This is a genomic window from Veillonella sp. VA137 (genome assembly GCF_003992015.1).
Taxonomy (GTDB): Bacteria; Bacillota; Negativicutes; order Veillonellales; family Veillonellaceae; genus F0422.
Genome location: NZ_RQVK01000005.1, coordinates 1 through 17,182, shown reverse-complemented (window position 1 = coordinate 17,182; position 17,182 = coordinate 1). Strand labels below are relative to the sequence as shown.

Here is a 17,182-nt window from a genome sequence, read left to right as displayed (position 1 = left end):
AAAAAGAGCACGGTTTACGCCGTGCTTTTTTGTGTGCTTCTAATCTTCTAGTATTGAAAGATATAAATCTAGCCTTTGTTGCATATACTTAGCAAACATATCAGCCATAGCTGATAAATTACCTTTCACATGATATTCATCAAATGCTTCATAATATGCCAAACGATCTGTAAATTTAATATCAATGGGTGGATATCCTGCTTTCATTAATTCTAAGTTGATAAGTAATCTTCCTGTTCTTCCATTTCCATCAATAAAGGGATGTATACTTTCAAATTCAATGTGAAAACGCGCTAACTTAGTAACAATATCTTCTTCACTATGTATATATTGATCTAATAATTGCTCCATTTTAGGTCGAATTAAGTATGGTTGTACTGGTTCATGAGCGGCTCCCATAATTCTAACAGGAACTTTTCTATAGATTCCTCTATCATCTTTTTTATCTGATAATACCAAATAATGGATATCTTTGATAACACTTTCTGAAAGTTCTACTTGATCATTCACTAATTGTTTTACATACTCAAATGCATCTCTATGACCAATTACCTCTAAATGTTCTTTTAATGATTTTTTTCCAATTGTAAGACCTCGCAAAACCATATCGGTCTCACGTAATGTTAATGTATTCCCTTCAATCGCATTTGAATTATATGTAAACTCAGTTAGAAATTCCTCATGTAATCTCTCTAATTCGCCTTCAGTTAAAGGTCTTCTATGTTTCAATAGTTCTAACTTTTCCTCTAATATAGGAATTAAAGACTGTGAACTAGAGTATCTTCCATCTAATGGTTTTATAGCTGTAGCAGGTATTTTCCAAGCTTTCCCTTCACGATAAGCTCCTGGTATCTTCCCTTCTATACATAAAACTCGGACTCGTCTATCAGATAATCCCCATTTTTCTGCTGCTTCTTTAACCGTTATAAACATATATATCCCTCCTATATATTCTATTATATCACTTTATCGGAACAATATGAGTAATTACGGAATAATATTTTAATATATTCGGAATAATAGACATATAAATTTATAATATTATAAAAATCAAAATAATCGCAAAAAGGAGCAGCCCAGGCTGCTCCTTTTCATAGTTATTGATGATCTATTGCTATATGCACAAATCATCCTTTTTCATCTCTACAAATAGTATATACACTTATATAAGATTTGATTGTATATAGTAGAAGTCTATCGTTTATAATAAATTACAATATGACGATATGGTTCTTGTCCTTCGCTATCTGTTTTGATATTTTTTTCGTTTTGCAATGCTAAATGAATAATTTTTCGTTCAAAAGCATTCATTGGTTCTAAAGCAATTTTTTGACGTGTACGTCGCACTTTAGCACCTAAGCGATGCGCCAATTGAATCAAAGTTTCTTCACGACGGGAACGATAATTTTCCACGTCCACAACAATTTGGCAACGACGGCGAACTTCTTTATTAGCCACAAGGTTTGTTAAGTATTGGATGGCATCTAATGTTTGACCATGTTTACCAATTAAAATACCTAAGTCTTCCCCATGTACTTGGAATGTGATTTTATCTTTAGTAGTCAATTTTTCAATCTGTACAGATAAACCCATCTTTCCAAACATGCCTAATAAAAATTCTTTACCTGTATCGGCAATGAAATCTTGTTCCGCTTTAGTAATACCATCTTCGACTACCACAGGAATTTCAGTTTCCACTGTTTCCACAGTGTCTACTGTTGTTTCTGTAATAATTTCCACAACTGGTACTACTTTTTCTGCAACAGCAATATGTTCTGCTGTTCCTTCTTCAAAGTATACGCGAACAAGAGCATCTTTTTTGCCAAAGCCTAAAAAACCTTTTGATGGCTCTTCTAACACTTTCACAGACGTAACAACACGACCTTGAGATTCAATTTGGGCTGTTGCTTGTGAAGTTGCCTCTTCAATCGTTTTTGCTGACACTTCAATGTAATCCATGCCTAGCCTCCTATTTGTTATTACGATAAATTAATGTTTGTTGTGCTAATTGGAATAGATTTGAAACTACCCAGTAAATTACCAATCCACTAGCAAAGTTTAAACTGATATAGCCAATGAATAATGGCATGAAAATGTTCATAATCTTTGCTTGTTGATTATTACCACCGCTAGCAGATGTTTGTTTACTCATGATATAAGTAGACAAGGCAGATAACACTGGTAATACATAGATTGGATCTGGATCACTCAAATTTGGTAACCATAAGAATTGCGCATATTGAGGATCATATGGATATCCTTGCAATGCATAGAAAATAGCAATCAAGAATGGCATTTGCACAAGAAGTGGTAAACAACCAGCTAATGGATTGATGCCCAAGTCTTTGTACATTTTCATAATTTCTTGCTGTGCTTTTTGTGGATTGTCCTTATATTTGTCTTGGATGGCTTTCATTTTAGGTTGTAATTCAGCCATACCTTTCATAGACTGCACTTGTTTTTGTGTCAACGGTGCTAATATAAGTTTAATAACAATGGTAAGCAAAATAATGGCAATACCATAGCTTGGGAAGCCCATCGATTTTGTTGCTAAAAACGAATATTCCACAAGGCTTCTCATAAAATCTACTAAATATTGAAAGATTTCCATGCCTACTCCTTTTCTTGTTCTCTGTATTATGAACTTTTGTGTACCCATATACGTTATGGTATGGTCTATATTTCATCCATACAGGTACTCAGGTATTTCCAAAACTGTGCTATGGCAACGGATCATATCCACCTTTGTGAAAAGGATGGCATTTCAAAATCCGTTTCATGCCTAAATAGCTACCTTTTAAAGGTCCATACCGTCGCAATGCTTGCAACATGTACATCGAACAGGTGGGATAAAAACGACAAGTACTTGGCTTTAAAGGAGATAGAGCATATCGATAGAACTGAACTAATCCAATTAACAAGTAATTTACAAGTTTACTAATACCCATTAGTTTCTATCCTTTAATAATTTACATTTTTTGAATAGACGCATCATTTCACGTTCTGCTTGCTCATACGTAGCATTGGCTAAATAACCTCGACCTACGACTACAATATGATGACCTTCACGCAATTCATGTTGATGCAGACGATACACTTCTTTCATCAAACGTCGTGCTCTGTTGCGCTGTACCGCGCCACCTACCTTTTTACCTGTGACGAAACCAATTTTACTTTTTTGTTTTGCCACCGGCATATGATAGACCACACAAAGACGTCCCACTTCATAGCGACCGTGTTTATACACTAATTGATATTCATTGTTTTTCCGTATTCTTCTATCTTTTGTTAAACTATTCATAGTTATCCTTTAATACCGTACATACAGAAAAACTTGGCTAAGTCGCCAAGTTCTCTTGCTGTATATTTGATTATGCAGATAAGCGTTTTCTGCCTTTAGCGCGTCGACGTTTTAACACTAGACGGCCACCGATGGTTTTCATACGTTCACGGAAACCATGAGTACGTTTTCTCCAAAGTGTATTTGGTTGGTAAGTACGTTTCATTACAACAACACCTCCTCATGATAGGTTTATTTTTTCGTATACCATAACATAGTAATTATATGTATAAACCCTAATTCTGTCAATATAAACCTTGTTTTTAATAGCATATATATAAACGATATGTAATATAAAAGAAAAGATTTTGGGAAGAAGTATAGAAAAAGTAAAAATGAAACCCTTAGAATGCATAGTAAAGCAAAAAAGTTTTTGGTATAATAATGATATACACCAACAAAGGGTTATAAACAAGTATTTTTATTTTTCACATGTTATCCACTGACTTATTCACATTATTGTGGATAGTAATAATTCTAGCTATTATCTTGTTTATGAACTCTTTTTCTTTGTCTAATTTTTAGTTATCCACATATATTATGATGTGGACAAATAATTCTTATACACATACAGGAAGGTTTATTATGAGTGACTTAGATCTCTACTCCCTATGGGACCAAGTGATGCAAAAAACAAAAACAAAAATGCCCCAGCAAATGTGGGACTCCTTGGTCGTTAACTCCTTAATGCCCTATTCTATGACATCTACCATTCTAACTTTATTTGTTATGGATCCTAGCAAGTTAAAATATATTCAAACTCCATTGGTCCATAACCAAATCGTAGAGGCAGCAAAAAGTTTACTTCCTACCTTACAAATTATTGACTATCTAACGGATACTGCTACGGCAGATACATCTTCATTGGAGACAATACACACATCTCCTTCGGATATTCCTCCGATGCCGCCTATCGATATGCCTTCTATTGAAGATACAACAATGGAAAGTTCTCCATCTCCTATCATTCCTCCCCCTTGGGATGCAGAAGAGTATGACGAAGTATTACCAGAAGGAGTAAGCCGTCCTAGTTATGATTCTCCTGTCATCATTCAAAGAAATACTTCTCCTTCACAAGGTATTCAAAAACCAGTACCTACTGATTTATTTACTTCCAAAACAACCTCTCCTATACCACCAGCACCGCCTGTACAACGGGATATGAGAAGTTCTTCGAAATCTCATTTAAATCGTGCTTTCACCTTTGATAATTACATTGAATCTAATTCTAACCGCGTTGCATTTAGCGCTGCGAAAGCAGTGGCAGAAAATCCAGGACTTCGTTACAATCCTCTGTATATTCACGGTCAATCTGGTCTTGGTAAAACCCATTTAATGCATGCTATTGGCAATGAAATTTTAGTCAATAATCCATCTGCTAAAATTATGTCCATTACTAGTGAAGATTTTATGAATAGTTTCATTGAATCGCTACGGACAAAAACACCAGATCAATTCCGTCGTAATTTCCGAGATATCGATGTACTCATCATTGACGATGTACAATTCTTAGAAGAAAAAAATAAGAAAACTACACAGGAAGAGTTTTTTAATACCTTTAACCATTTATTGAGTCACAATAAAGCCGTTATTCTATCCAGTGATAAGCCACCAAAGGATTACAAGGAAATGGAAGAACGATTAATCACACGATTCAACAGTGGTCTTACTGTAGAAATTGAAGCACCAAATCCTGAGATGATTGAAGCCATCATCCATGAGGAAATCGATCATCGTCGCAGTGAATACCCAACCTTATATGTTCCAAAAGAAGTTGTCCATCTATTTGCACAATACTTTAATAAGCGAAATATTCGTGAATTAAAAGGTGCTTTTGAAACATTGATTACACAAGCAGCAATCACCAATCGATTAGAAACGATTGATGTAGAATTTACCAATAAAGCCATCAAAGACTTTATCATCCATACAGAAAAAATTGTATTATCCATCAAATACATTCAAGAATTTGTAGCAAATTATTTCAAAATCAAGCTAGAACATTTAATCAGCCAAAAACGAAATAAGCAATATGCCCATCCACGCCAAATTGCTATGTATTTAGCTCGTGAATTAATTAATGAAAGTTACCCTCAAATTTCCTTTGCTTTTGGTAAAAAAGACCATACCACCGCATTGCATGCGTATGAAAAAATTTCCAGAGAAATGGAAAAGGATCAAGATTTGCGATATACCATTGAACGTATCCGGGAAGAATTAGAAGAATCTAAATAATCACCAAACTGTGGATAAGTATGTGCGTAACCTGTGTACACTTTGTGTTTAGGCTGTTAACAAAGATCGACTTACACACAAGGGAATTTCGCATCTGTTACTATGTGGACAGTTATCAATTTCTATTCCCATTGTTGTAAACATATGTAAAACATTGAAATACAAGGACTTTATACACCTATCCACTTGTACACGCGGCCTACTACTACGGCTACTACTTTAAACAAAAACACTTTAACATAGTTATATTAGTCATAAGGAGTTAATGATGAAACTTCAATTTAACAAAACTGAATTAGTGAAAGCCATGTCACTATTCCAACGTGTAGCAAGTAATAAAACAAGCTCTAACTTACCAGGATCTATCTACATTTCTACAAAAGATAATTACGTAGAATTACAAGCCAATGACTTTGAAATTGGCATGAGATCCCAAGTAGATGCTACCATTCTTGAGCCAGGTACGATTGTAGTAGGTTCTAAATACTTTCAAGAAATTCTAAAAAAATTACCAGGTGAACAAGTAGAATTATATAAACCAGACAATTCTAATCAATTACAAATTAAATCCGATCATTCTGAATTCAAATTAGTCACCATGCAAGTAGAAGATTTTTCCTTGGTGGAACAAATCCAAGATGATAATAGTATTATGATTGACGGAGAACAGCTAAAACAATTAATAGACTTAACTGTATATGCTACATCAACAGATACAGATCGTCCTATTTTTTGTGGTACTTTAGTAGAAATTGAAGGTAATGAATTAACTATGGTCGGTACTGATACACATCGTATGGCTGTAAAAAAAGTAACCTTAGATACAGCTCTTGAAAATCCAATGCGTATTGTCATTCCAAAACGTACTGTAGAAGAAGTGTCCAGAGTATTACCATCGGATCAACCTGTTATGGTTAAATTAATTTGGAATAGAAATCAAGTAGCTATTATATTTGATAGTGTATATATTATTTCAAGATTAATTGAAGGTACATACCCTGATTATAAACGTGTTATTCCTGCAAAATTCGATGCTAGTGCGATTTTAAATCGCCGTGAATTTGCTAGCTCCTTAGATCGTGTTTATTTTATGGCAAAAGATATGAGTTATTCTGCTATTCGTTATGATTGGGAAGAAAATCAAGTTACATTAAGTTCTCAAAGTGCTGATATTGGTATGGTAAAAGATATTGTTTTATGTACTTTTGAAGGCAATCCTTTCACTATTAATTTTAATGGTAAATATATCGATGAATTATTGAAACATAGCACAGGTGAAAGAATCCATATGTATTTACAAGAACAAGGGGCTATGGTGATTCGTCAAGATAATAATGACCATTATACCTATGTGGTAACACCAGTTCATACACATAATTAAGAGAAAAGAGGAAATTATGAATCAAGAAACTGTATCCATTCATACAGAGTATATTCAATTAGATCAACTGTTAAAATATGCCAATGTATTATCAACAGGTGGTCAAGTTAAAGTGTTATTAGAAGAAAATAAAATCACTTTAAATGATGTAGTAGTTACAGAAAAACGTAAAAAAATCTATCCTAATGATGTGGTAACTATTGCTAATGAAGTCACCATCACTGTGGTGAAGGAGGCTTAATTGTGTATGTGACTGAATTGGAACTGATACATGTTCGCAATCATCGTCATAGAACTATTACTTTCACACCAGAAATCATTGTTATCCATGGTCCTAATGGAAAAGGTAAAACAAATATCTTAGAATCTGCGTATATTGCCACGATGGGGCATAGTCATCGTACATCGGATATGAAAGATGTCATTTCTTGGAATGAGGATAAGGCTAGTATAATCGTTCACTTTATGAAAGCTGATACGCCTCATACGTTGCAGATTAAATGGGGGCGTCAAGGAAAAAAAGTTATTCGTTTGCATGATAATCCTCTATCACAAAAAGAATTGGTAGGCACTTTGAATACAGTCATTTTTTCTCCAGAAGATTTAGATTTAATCAAAGGTACACCTTCTTTACGGCGTCGTTTTTTGAACATGGAAATTAGTCAGACGAGTCCTCAATATTATCACCAGCTTACGATGTATCAGCGAGCTGTACAACAGAGAAATCGGATACTCAAAGAATATAGTCATACTAGCAAGGTACCGGTGCAAGATTGGGATGAACAAATTGCTACGTTAGGCTCACAAATTATTCAAAAACGATTGGAAAGTTTAAAAAAATTAAATCAATTAATGGATTTAATGAATCGAAAACTAACCAATGGTAAAGAAGATTTACGATTGCAATATACTCAACCTTATAGTGAGAAACAACTATTAGTAACAAAAGATGCTTTATTACAGGCTTTACAAGAAAATTTATCAGAGGATCGGCGACGATTACAAACATCAGTGGGACCTCATCGTGATGATATAGTTTTTTATTCAGGTTCTATGGATTTAAAACGATTTGGATCACAAGGACAACAACGAACAGCAATTTTATCAGTTAAGTTAAGTGAATTAGAATATATTAAATCAGAAGTAGGAGAATATCCTATTTTACTATTAGATGATGTACTCAGTGAATTAGATCAAGAACGTCGTTCTAATTTAATCAAATTCATTCATAAACGTGTACAGACAATCATTACGACTACTGATACAACAGATACAATGGACTTAGATAAGGTGCAGTATATAGATTTGACGGAGGAAATACCACATGGAGAGTAAGTTAGAATCCCTTACAGGAGTAATGGATCTTCGTGATGCTATGTTACAAGAACTAGGTATTTATGAAATGTATCGACTTATGAAACTCTATCAGGATTGGGAATCTGTCGTAGGACCTATGGTGAGTGGACAAGCAAAATTAGTGTACATAAAGCCACCTGTTATCGTAGTTGAAATTGGTCATACTGTATGGATGCAAGAGATGACTATGCGCAAACCACAGTTACTGGAAGCATTGCGTGAGTATTATGGAGAATCCATTATTACAGATATCAAAGTACAACTCCCACGACGTGCTTTACAAGACCAGCTTGTATCAGGGGATGCCTTAGATATGACACCTGTTTATGAGGAAACTATAAACTTTCATCAAATTGTGTTGCCCTCTGAGATTGTGCAAAGTATAGAAGAGTCTGTTCGTATAATCCGCCATGAGGAACTCCGACAAAAGGTATTACAAACACGTATGGAGCAAGCGAAAAAAGAATTTGTACTGCAGCAAGAGCATTTTCATCAATGTCCTACCTGTGGTCGTTGGCAATCGGAAGGTTCTGCGAAGGTATGCCCTCAGTGTGAATATAAAAAGTATAGACATATCATTCGTACGGTAAAAGGTTTATTGAAGGATTATCCTCATTATAAGTATGACCAAATGAAAGCAATTGCTCCCTGGTGCACCTATGAATGGTATGAAGTGGCAAAAGAAGAAAGTATTTATTATTATTTAACTCGCTTGTTCCAAGGATCTACGGATGCGAATGATATGTATTGGGCTACTATGTTAATTACATCAAAATCGCAAGATGAATTGTCTTATGAACAAGTTGTGAATATTACTAATAAGTATCGTTGGAACGAAGCAGATAAAATGCAAGTGAAATAAAGGCTGATACTTTCACAGAGATAGTAAAGTATTGTATAATAGAATGTATTATATAGAATGTGGTGACCAGTATGGGAGTCATTATATAAATAGTAGGAGGATGTCAGATGGCAGAACAAACAAATTATGATGCCGGTAATATACAGGTCCTCGAAGGCTTAGAAGCTGTTCGTATGCGACCTGGTATGTATATTGGTAGCACATCTGCCCGTGGATTACATCACTTGGTGTATGAAGTTGTAGATAATAGTGTGGATGAGGCCCTAGCGGGGTATGCGACGCATATTGAAGTGACCATTTGCGAAGATAATAGTATTGAAGTTATCGACGATGGTCGTGGGATTCCAACAGGGATGCATGAAACAGGTATGCCTGCGGTAGAACTAGTATTATCCAAACTTCACGCAGGTGGTAAATTTGGCGGTGGTGGATACAAAGTGTCCGGTGGTCTTCATGGGGTAGGTATTTCCGTAGTAAATGCTTTAAGTGAGTGGACTATCGTCGATGTATACCAACATGGAAAAATTCAAGAAATTTCCTTTGAACGTGGTAATAAAACGTCTGATTTGAAAGAAATCGGTACGACGGATCGCACAGGTACGACAGTACGATTCAAACCAGATGCACAAATTTTTGAAACTACCATTTTTGAATTTGATGTATTAAAAACTCGATTACAAGAATTGGCGTTCTTGAATAAAGGTTTGCGCATTACCTTGTCCGATAAACGTGGGGAAGGTCGCAGTGAAAGTTTCCACTACGAAGGTGGCTTAGTACAATTCATTGAGTATTTAAATGAAGCTAAGGAAGCTATCACACCAAGTGTTATTTCCATCGATAATACTCGTGACGATGTGGTAGTAGATGTGGCATTACAATATAACGATAGTTATAGCGAAACGATTTTGTCCTTCGTTAACAATATCAATACTATCGATGGTGGTACGCACTTGAGCGGTTTTCGTACAGCCTTAACACGTACCTTAAACGATTATGGTCGCAAGGCTGGCATTTTGAAAGAAAATGAAAGCAACTTGACTGGGGAAGACGTGCGTGAAGGCTTGACAGCTGTGGTTAGCGTAAAAGTATTAGAACCACAATTTGAAGGCCAAACAAAAGGTAAATTAGGTAATAGCGAAGTCAAAGGGATTACAGATACTATCGTGTCTGATGGATTGCGTGTCTTCTTAGAGGAGCATCCAGCAGAAGCGAAGAAAATCATCGAAAAAGCAACCAATGCGAGTCGTGCTCGTGAAGCAGCCCGTAAAGCTCGTGAATTGACACGCCGTAAAAATGCCTTAGAAGTGAGCTCCTTACCTGGTAAGTTAGCAGATTGTTCTGAAAAAGATACAACTATGACAGAAATTTACCTTGTCGAAGGTGATTCTGCGGGTGGTACCGCGAAACAAGGCCGTGATCGCCGTTATCAAGCGATTTTACCATTGCGCGGTAAAATTCTAAATGTAGAAAAAGCTCGTCTCGATAAAATCTTAGCCAATGCAGAAATTCGTTCTATGATTACTGCTTTTGGTACAGGTATCGGACAAGACTTTGATATTACGAAGAGTCGTTATAATAAAATTATCATCATGACAGATGCGGACGTGGACGGCGCACACATTCGTACTTTATTATTGACATTCTTTTATCGATATATGCGACCATTGATTGAAGAAGGTCATGTATTTATTGCACAACCACCGTTGTACCAAATTAAAAAAGGTCAAAAACAGTGGTATGCCTACAGTGACCAAGAACTTTCAGATAGATTGGATGAAATTGGCCGTGAAGGCATTACGATCCAACGATATAAAGGTCTTGGTGAAATGAATGCAGAACAATTATGGGATACAACGATGAATCCTGAACATAGAACCATCCTACAAGTCAGCATGGAAGACAGTATTGCAGCAGACAAGATATTTAGCGTTTTGATGGGGGATAAGGTAGAGCCTCGTCGAAAATTTATCGAAGATAATGCAGAATATGTACGAAATCTTGACTTATAAGGAGAAATCCCATGGAAAATAACAAATTAAAAAGAAGTTTGAAATCCCGGCACATGAATATGATTGCCTTGGGCGGTGCTATTGGTACAGGTTTATTCGTAGCCGGTGGTGAAGTAGTGAGTACAGCAGGTCCTGGTGGCGCGTTAATTGCGTATAGCTTCATCGGTATCATGGTATATTTCTTGATGACTAGTTTAGGGGAAATGACTACGTATTTACCAGTATCTGGTTCTTTTGGTACTCATGCCTCTCGCTATGTAGATAAAGCTTTGGGCTTTGCCTTAGGTTGGAACTTTTGGTTTAACTGGGCTATTACATTAGCAGCGGAACTCGTAGCTAGTGCGTTCATCATGAAATACTGGTTCCCTGATGTGCCAGCTATTGTTTGGTCTGCATTATTTCTGCTGATTCTATTCGTGTTGAATTATTTATCAGCTCGTTCTTTTGGTGAAAGTGAATATCTATTCTCTAGCATCAAGGTTATTACTGTTATTGTATTCTTATTATTAGGATCTTTATTGATTCTTGGGGTTGGTACTGAATCTCCAGGATTCCATAACTGGACTATTGAAGAGGCTCCATTTGTAGGGGGATTCTCCTCTATCTTAGCTATCTTTATGATTGCTGGTTTCTCTTTCCAAGGGGTAGAATTAATCGGTACTGCTGCTGGTGAGTCTGAGGATCCAGAAAAAAATATTCCAAAAGCCATTAACTCTATTTTCTGGCGTATTTTACTGTTCTATATTGGTTCTTTCACAGTCATCGGTTTCTTAATCCCTTACAATGATCCAAATTTATTGAACAGTTCTGTGGAAAATGTGTCCATCAGTCCATTTACATTAGTATTTGACCGTTTTGGATTTGACTGGGCGGCGCATTTCATCAATGCTATCTTGTTGATCGCTGTATTGTCCGCTGGTAACTCTGGTTTATTCTCCTCCACACGTATGTTATACGCATTATCTAAATCAGGAGATGCACCAAAATTATTTAGCTCTATTAACCAACGTGGTGTGCCAATTCCGGCATTGTTAGCAACAGCAGCCTTTGGTTTGTTTGCTTTCTTAACATCCTTAATTGGGGAAGGTCAAGCTTACACTTGGTTGATTAATATCAGTGGTATGAGTGGATTCATCACATGGGTGGGTATTGCTTTGGCACACTATCGTTTCCGACGTGCTTATGTGGCACAAGGTCATGATGTATCTAAATTGCCTTATAAAGCATCTTGGTTCCCATTTGGTCCATTATTTGCCTTGGCATTATGCTTGATTATCATTGCTGGTCAAAACTATACAGCCTTCATGGGTGAAAGTATTGACTGGTACGGAGTATCCGTTGCTTATATTGGTCTTCCAGTATTCTTCGCTGTGTACTTATGGTATAAAGCAAAATATAAAACAAAAGTAGTTCCTCTAAAAGAAGTTGACTTATCTCGCGATTTTGAGGACTAATAGAAACAGCCTATGGGAAGAAATTCCCGTAGGCTGTTTTGCTGTTGCTAAGTAAATTTATAAGTAAGATAGGATACTATAGGAAGTAGGTTATAAGATAATTTTTTGTTGAGTTCTTATATATTTTATGAATATATGAGTATTCTAGAATTTGATAATATGATAGTATAGTAAAAGTGACAATTAAGAGTCTAGTGACATATGGTGAGAGAAAGGGGAATATACATGGAAACAAAAAGAACAACAAATACAATATGGTCTGCCTTTCGATATGGTTTTCTTAAAATAACACCGTTATTATTGGGATTTTTATTTTTAGGACTATCCTATGGCATTTATATGCATTCTATGGGATTTTCCTGGGGCTATACATTGGCATTGAGTGCTCTCATTTATGCAGGATCTATGGAATTTGTGACAGTGGCTATGTTACTATCTCCCTTTGATCCAGTAAGTGCTTTCTTGATTACACTTATGGTCAATGGGCGTCATATATTTTATGGATTATCCATGCTAACAGTGTATCGTAATACAGGGTGGTTAAAATCGTATTTGATATTTGGAATGACAGATGAAAGTTTTTCTATTAACTATACATCACAAATTCCTGCTGAAATTTCCAAGAAATGGTGTTATTTTTTTGTAACTCTATTGAATCAGTTATATTGGGTTATCGGTTCTGTCATAGGTAATCTTTTTGCATCTATATTATCTTTTAATGCGAAAGGATTAGAATTTGTACTGACTGCACTCTTTATTGTATTGGCTTTGGAGCAATATAAAATGCAACAAAATTTGATTAGCTCTGGTATAGGATTAGTGATTCCTTGTATTGCTTTATTAGTATTTGGCAGTGAACACTTTATGATTCCCGCTATGATTGGTATCGTGGTGATGCTAAGTCTGTTACGTAACACAATGGAGGTAGAGCAATGACTTTTACAGAACAAATTATAACCATTGCCATTGTTGTACTAGGCACCATGGCAACACGATTTTTACCATTTATCATATTTAACTCGAAAACGAAAACACCTGCTTATGTGCAGTATTTAGGTAAAGTATTGCCATCGGCGACGATGAGTTTGCTGGTTGTATTTTCTTTACGACATGTGGACTTATCTGGTGTGTATCATGGAATGCCGGACATGATCGCCGTAGCTGTGACGGTATTACTCCATTTGTGGAAGGGCAATATGTTTCTATCCATTGGGGGCGGAACGATATTGTACATGGTTTTAGTGCAACAGGTATTTATTTAATAGTATCCATGTGTTATTAGAGATATCATGAGGTGGAATCGTGACAATACTTTGGCAGTATGACTATATGAGTAAGGTATCATCACTATAGTAAGCAAATAGAAAGGGTCTGTGAAAGCCTTTTTAGCTAGCTCTGTTGTTTTACTTGTATAGAAGGAATTATTCTAAATATGATATAATACGAGTAATGAAATTTGAATTAGATTCAGTTTGAATATAAAGGAGATATCATGATTATTACAACAACAATGCAAATTGAAGGACAACCAATTAAAGAATATAAAGGAATCGTATTTGGAGAAGTTGTAGAAGGTCGTAACTTTGTGAAAGACTTTTTCTCTTCTATTCGAGATGTTGTAGGGGGTCGTAGCAATAGTTATGAATCATCTTTAGCTAGCGCTCGTGAAGCGTCTTTAAAAGAAATGGAAAAACGTGCAAAAGCTATGGGAGCCAATGCTATTGTAGGCGTATCTGTAAGTTATGAAACATTGGGCGAAACGAATGGTATGCTCATGGTAACATGCACAGGAACAGCGGTTGTTATTTAGTATATTAATTAGGAATCGATAAGGAGAGATAGAATCAGTGGGCAGTGACATAGGTATAGGTATAGAAATTTTAATTGTAGTCATACTCATCATTTTAAATGGTTTATTTTCCATGACGGAATTAGCCATTATTAATGCTCGTAAAGGGTTATTAGAAGAAAAGGCAGAAGCTGGTAGTAGTGGAGCTCGCATGGCCATTGAGCTAGCGGAAGATCCAAATGAAATGTTTTCCACCATACAAATTGGTATTACTTTGATTAGTATCGTCACTGGTTTGTATTCTGGAGCTACCTTTTCCGATCCTATGGCGACATATATTAAAGAACATATACTATGGCTAGCTGATTATGCGGATACGATAAGCCCTATTTTTATCGTATCCTTAACAACCTATTTATCCTTGGTCATAGGAGAATTGGTACCGAAACGGTTGGCTTATAATTCGCCAGAATCTATCGCCATTATGATGGCCATCCCTATGAAATACTTCGCCACTATCACAAAACCATTTGTGGCACTTCTCAGTATGTCTACGACGATGCTACTGAAAGTATTAGGAGTCAAACACAAGGAAGAAGCACCGGTGACGGAATCGGAAATTAATAAAATGCTCGTACAAGGTGTGGAACTAGGCGCTTATGAAGAAGAAGAGCCAGTGTTAGTAGAAAATATTTTCCGCTTAGCTGACCTCGATGCCAGCGATATTATGACACCTCGTACGCAGTTGACGTGGATTGATATTAACGCTAGTGATGAGGACATCCTAGAAACCATTATGGAATGTAATGAACATCGTATTCCAGTAGGTGACGATTCTTTGGATGAGTTGAAAGGATTAGTGTCTTCCGTGGATGTGTTGGCACAACAGATGAAAGAAAGCCATCGTCCGATGAAAGATATTCTAGCTTATTGCATGCGTAAACCAGTGCTTGTACCAGAATCCTTGTCCTTAATGAAAGTATTATCTACTTTCAGAGAAGAAGGTACTCATGAAGCCATTGTACTAGATGAATATGGTGGCATGAGTGGGATGATTACGTTCCACGACATTATGGAAGAAATCGTGGGATTGATGCCATCTGGAGAAGAGGAAAAGAAAGAAGAAGAAAATCGTATTGTTCAACGAGAAGACGGTACGTATCTTGTAGATGGTCTTATCAGCATTGAAGAACTGAAAGAATACTTCGAAGTGGACGAATTATTGCCAGGAGAAGAAGATGATCTATATAAAACATTAGGGGGATTCGTGACCTACTTAATCGGTCGTATTCCCAAAGAAGCCAATCGCTGTCACTATGGGCCATTGCAATTTGAAGTCATGGATATGGATAATACGCGGGTGGATAAAGTAATGGTGACACGAAAAGTAGGGTTGGAGAGTAGTTCAGACTAGAATTATGTATTTTAGATGAATCTATAAATAGATTACAAATCCTAATGTGTAATGATTTTTAGAGATTTATTCTATGGAATAGAATGATTATTGGATAAAAAAATATAAATAAAACAGAGGAAAGTTGATACTATAATACAACTTTCCTCTGTTTTATTCTATTCATAATGTGTCCATAAACTAATTATTTTAACAACTTTTTCTTCCTCAAAGATCTCATACACAAGTCGATGTTGAATATTAATGCGACGTGAATATAAGCCCTCTAAATCGCCTACCAATTTTTCATACCTTGGCGGTGTTTGGTAAGGATTTACTTTAATAATCTCTAGTAATGCTTTTGCTTTTGTATCAAGTTTTGCAGATTTTAACTTAGGTATATCTTTCACAGCAGATTTTGTATAAGTTAACGTATACATTACCAAAAAACCTCTTCTTCTGAAATACATTCGGATAATGGAGTGTTTTTTCCTTCTAGTAAAGTTTCTTTCATACTAGGTTTGGATGTTAAATATAAAGTTTCTAACAAGGATAAATAATCATCTTCGCTTAATAGGACGGCATTACCATCTTTAGTGCTGATGCTGAGTGGTTCATTGTATTTAATAGTCTGTGTTAAATACTCAAAAATATTTTTTCTAAAATTTGTAATATTAATAATTGCCATGTGTATCACCTCTTTATGTACATTATAATGTACGTAAAGATAAAAAGCAATGGTATAGATATTGAAAGTATCGTAATCATTTGGAGTAAACTGCAATAGAATTAGAAGTATCTATATTGCCACTACTTGGAAAGATACGATATAATAGGAACAGAATACATCAAGGTATGAGTATAATATACATAATAACTTATGTTAGTCATGAAAGAGGGTACACCATGGAATGGGTATATTTAGCAATTCATTATGGAGATAATGAGCGCGGTCATATTGCGTATAACAAAGAAACAAAAGAATGCCAAGTGGTATTAGACGATGCAATTTGGAAAGAGAAAGTAGAATCCTATTTGCAAACAGAACAAACAGTGATGCATGCTACAGGATTGAATACATATGATGAGTTGACAGTGCAACCGTTGGAGTCCTATGAGTATTTAAAATTAGCATTAACTCGTATGTGGAACAAAAATGGCGTACAAGTTGACTGGGGCATTCCAGTAGAAGTGAATGGTCAATTATATTTTGCTGAATAAGTGAGATCATGGAATAGATTTTTCAGCAATAGCATGGATTATTTTGCATGTATAGTATAATTAAAAAGGCTCTTTGTCAAATGTGGGGGCTACTCATGTAAAAGCTTTTAGCGCTAGCTATGGAAATAGCTAGCGCTATTCT

General features: G+C 35.7%; 20 protein-coding genes. 12 read left to right on the top strand and 8 right to left on the bottom strand.

Annotated elements, in window-relative coordinates; translation table 11 throughout:
- Positions 1-39: 39 nt before the first annotated feature.
- The 6 genes from EO116_RS08710 to rpmH form a co-directional block, all read right to left on the bottom strand.
- A complete protein-coding gene (locus tag EO116_RS08710) occupies positions 40-933 on the bottom strand; it encodes a DNA-binding protein (protein ID WP_127160616.1) in 894 nt (297 codons plus the stop codon).
- A gap of 261 nt (positions 934-1,194) precedes the next feature.
- Positions 1,195-1,959 carry an RNA-binding cell elongation regulator Jag/EloR gene (gene jag, locus EO116_RS03300; protein WP_127160615.1) on the bottom strand — a complete coding sequence of 255 codons (765 nt, stop codon included), beginning with the start codon at positions 1,957-1,959 and terminating at the stop codon, positions 1,195-1,197.
- 10 nt (positions 1,960-1,969) lie between these two features.
- A complete protein-coding gene (locus EO116_RS03295) occupies positions 1,970-2,611 on the bottom strand; it encodes a membrane protein insertase YidC (RefSeq protein ID WP_127160614.1) in 642 nt (213 codons plus the stop codon).
- Positions 2,612-2,720: 109 nt separating this feature from the next.
- Entirely contained in the window at positions 2,721-2,948 is a 228-nt protein-coding gene (gene yidD, locus EO116_RS03290) for a membrane protein insertion efficiency factor YidD (RefSeq protein ID WP_127160613.1), read from the bottom strand.
- Positions 2,948-3,301, bottom strand: coding sequence for a ribonuclease P protein component (gene rnpA, locus EO116_RS03285; RefSeq protein WP_009353996.1), 354 nt, complete (start codon positions 3,299-3,301; stop codon positions 2,948-2,950). The genes yidD and rnpA overlap by 1 nt, the downstream gene beginning before the upstream one ends.
- Positions 3,302-3,371: 70 nt before the next feature.
- Positions 3,372-3,506: a 50S ribosomal protein L34 gene (rpmH, locus tag EO116_RS03280; protein ID WP_004692946.1), complete on the bottom strand. Its 135-nt coding sequence runs from the start codon at positions 3,504-3,506 to the stop codon at positions 3,372-3,374.
- A 419-nt stretch (positions 3,507-3,925) separates the two neighbouring features.
- Between rpmH and dnaA the strand changes: the two genes are divergently transcribed.
- From dnaA to EO116_RS03225, 11 genes are all read left to right on the top strand, one after another.
- Positions 3,926-5,575, top strand: a complete 1,650-nt coding sequence (gene dnaA, locus EO116_RS03275) for a chromosomal replication initiator protein DnaA (RefSeq protein ID WP_164726051.1) — start codon at positions 3,926-3,928, stop codon at positions 5,573-5,575.
- Positions 5,576-5,843: 268 nt separating this feature from the next.
- Entirely contained in the window at positions 5,844-6,956 is a 1,113-nt protein-coding gene (gene dnaN / locus EO116_RS03270; protein ID WP_127160611.1) for a DNA polymerase III subunit beta, read from the top strand.
- Between the two features lie 16 nt (positions 6,957-6,972).
- Positions 6,973-7,197, top strand: a complete 225-nt coding sequence (locus EO116_RS03265; RefSeq protein WP_127160610.1) for an RNA-binding S4 domain-containing protein — start codon at positions 6,973-6,975, stop codon at positions 7,195-7,197.
- Between the two features lie 2 nt (positions 7,198-7,199).
- Positions 7,200-8,291 carry a DNA replication/repair protein RecF gene (gene recF, locus EO116_RS03260; protein WP_127160609.1) on the top strand — a complete coding sequence of 364 codons (1,092 nt, stop codon included), beginning with the start codon at positions 7,200-7,202 and terminating at the stop codon, positions 8,289-8,291.
- A complete protein-coding gene (locus EO116_RS03255) occupies positions 8,281-9,174 on the top strand; it encodes a DUF721 domain-containing protein (RefSeq protein ID WP_127160608.1) in 894 nt (297 codons plus the stop codon). Before recF ends, EO116_RS03255 begins: the two co-directional genes overlap by 11 nt.
- A 107-nt stretch (positions 9,175-9,281) precedes the next feature.
- Positions 9,282-11,183: a DNA topoisomerase (ATP-hydrolyzing) subunit B gene (gene gyrB / locus EO116_RS03250; RefSeq protein ID WP_127160607.1), complete on the top strand. Its 1,902-nt coding sequence runs from the start codon at positions 9,282-9,284 to the stop codon at positions 11,181-11,183.
- Positions 11,184-11,194: 11 nt separating this feature from the next.
- Positions 11,195-12,637, top strand: coding sequence for an amino acid permease (locus tag EO116_RS03245; protein ID WP_127160606.1), 1,443 nt, complete (start codon positions 11,195-11,197; stop codon positions 12,635-12,637).
- 225 nt (positions 12,638-12,862) lie between these two features.
- Complete coding sequence (locus EO116_RS03240; protein WP_127160605.1) at positions 12,863-13,573, top strand: AzlC family ABC transporter permease; 711 nt, start codon at positions 12,863-12,865, stop codon at positions 13,571-13,573.
- Complete coding sequence (locus EO116_RS03235; protein WP_127160604.1) at positions 13,570-13,899, top strand: branched-chain amino acid transporter permease; 330 nt, start codon at positions 13,570-13,572, stop codon at positions 13,897-13,899. The genes EO116_RS03240 and EO116_RS03235 overlap by 4 nt, the downstream gene beginning before the upstream one ends.
- Positions 13,900-14,129: 230 nt before the next feature.
- Entirely contained in the window at positions 14,130-14,447 is a 318-nt protein-coding gene (locus EO116_RS03230; protein ID WP_127160603.1) for a YbjQ family protein, read from the top strand.
- Positions 14,448-14,484: 37 nt separating this feature from the next.
- Positions 14,485-15,840, top strand: coding sequence for a hemolysin family protein (locus EO116_RS03225; protein ID WP_255416972.1), 1,356 nt, complete (start codon positions 14,485-14,487; stop codon positions 15,838-15,840).
- A 158-nt stretch (positions 15,841-15,998) separates the two neighbouring features.
- Here the strand turns inward: EO116_RS03225 and EO116_RS03220 are convergent, their stop codons facing one another.
- Positions 15,999-16,259: a Txe/YoeB family addiction module toxin gene (locus EO116_RS03220; RefSeq protein WP_127160602.1), complete on the bottom strand. Its 261-nt coding sequence runs from the start codon at positions 16,257-16,259 to the stop codon at positions 15,999-16,001.
- The gene (locus EO116_RS03215) at positions 16,259-16,507 is read right to left on the bottom strand and encodes a type II toxin-antitoxin system Phd/YefM family antitoxin (RefSeq protein WP_127160601.1); all 249 of its coding nucleotides are present in this window, start codon (positions 16,505-16,507) and stop codon (positions 16,259-16,261) included. The genes EO116_RS03220 and EO116_RS03215 overlap by 1 nt, the downstream gene beginning before the upstream one ends.
- Before the next feature lie 218 nt (positions 16,508-16,725).
- Between EO116_RS03215 and EO116_RS03210 the strand changes: the two genes are divergently transcribed.
- On the top strand, positions 16,726-17,040 hold the full coding sequence (locus EO116_RS03210; RefSeq protein WP_127160600.1) for a hypothetical protein: 315 nt from the start codon (positions 16,726-16,728) through the stop codon (positions 17,038-17,040).
- Positions 17,041-17,182: the final 142 nt, after the last annotated feature.

Coding starts and splice junctions, on each gene's coding strand:
- EO116_RS08710 (WP_127160616.1), bottom strand. CDS start 933: ATGTTTATAACGGTTAAAGAAGCAGCAGAAAAATGGGGATTATCTGAT.
- jag (WP_127160615.1), bottom strand. CDS start 1,959: ATGGATTACATTGAAGTGTCAGCAAAAACGATTGAAGAGGCAACTTCA.
- EO116_RS03295 (WP_127160614.1), bottom strand. CDS start 2,611: ATGGAAATCTTTCAATATTTAGTAGATTTTATGAGAAGCCTTGTGGAA.
- yidD (WP_127160613.1), bottom strand. CDS start 2,948: ATGGGTATTAGTAAACTTGTAAATTACTTGTTAATTGGATTAGTTCAG.
- rnpA (WP_009353996.1), bottom strand. CDS start 3,301: ATGAATAGTTTAACAAAAGATAGAAGAATACGGAAAAACAATGAATAT.
- rpmH (WP_004692946.1), bottom strand. CDS start 3,506: ATGAAACGTACTTACCAACCAAATACACTTTGGAGAAAACGTACTCAT.
- dnaA (WP_164726051.1), top strand. CDS start 3,926: ATGAGTGACTTAGATCTCTACTCCCTATGGGACCAAGTGATGCAAAAA.
- dnaN (WP_127160611.1), top strand. CDS start 5,844: ATGAAACTTCAATTTAACAAAACTGAATTAGTGAAAGCCATGTCACTA.
- EO116_RS03265 (WP_127160610.1), top strand. CDS start 6,973: ATGAATCAAGAAACTGTATCCATTCATACAGAGTATATTCAATTAGAT.
- EO116_RS03255 (WP_127160608.1), top strand. CDS start 8,281: ATGGAGAGTAAGTTAGAATCCCTTACAGGAGTAATGGATCTTCGTGAT.
- gyrB (WP_127160607.1), top strand. CDS start 9,282: ATGGCAGAACAAACAAATTATGATGCCGGTAATATACAGGTCCTCGAA.
- EO116_RS03245 (WP_127160606.1), top strand. CDS start 11,195: ATGGAAAATAACAAATTAAAAAGAAGTTTGAAATCCCGGCACATGAAT.
- EO116_RS03240 (WP_127160605.1), top strand. CDS start 12,863: ATGGAAACAAAAAGAACAACAAATACAATATGGTCTGCCTTTCGATAT.
- EO116_RS03235 (WP_127160604.1), top strand. CDS start 13,570: ATGACTTTTACAGAACAAATTATAACCATTGCCATTGTTGTACTAGGC.
- EO116_RS03230 (WP_127160603.1), top strand. CDS start 14,130: ATGATTATTACAACAACAATGCAAATTGAAGGACAACCAATTAAAGAA.
- EO116_RS03220 (WP_127160602.1), bottom strand. CDS start 16,259: ATGTATACGTTAACTTATACAAAATCTGCTGTGAAAGATATACCTAAG.
- EO116_RS03215 (WP_127160601.1), bottom strand. CDS start 16,507: ATGGCAATTATTAATATTACAAATTTTAGAAAAAATATTTTTGAGTAT.
- EO116_RS03210 (WP_127160600.1), top strand. CDS start 16,726: ATGGAATGGGTATATTTAGCAATTCATTATGGAGATAATGAGCGCGGT.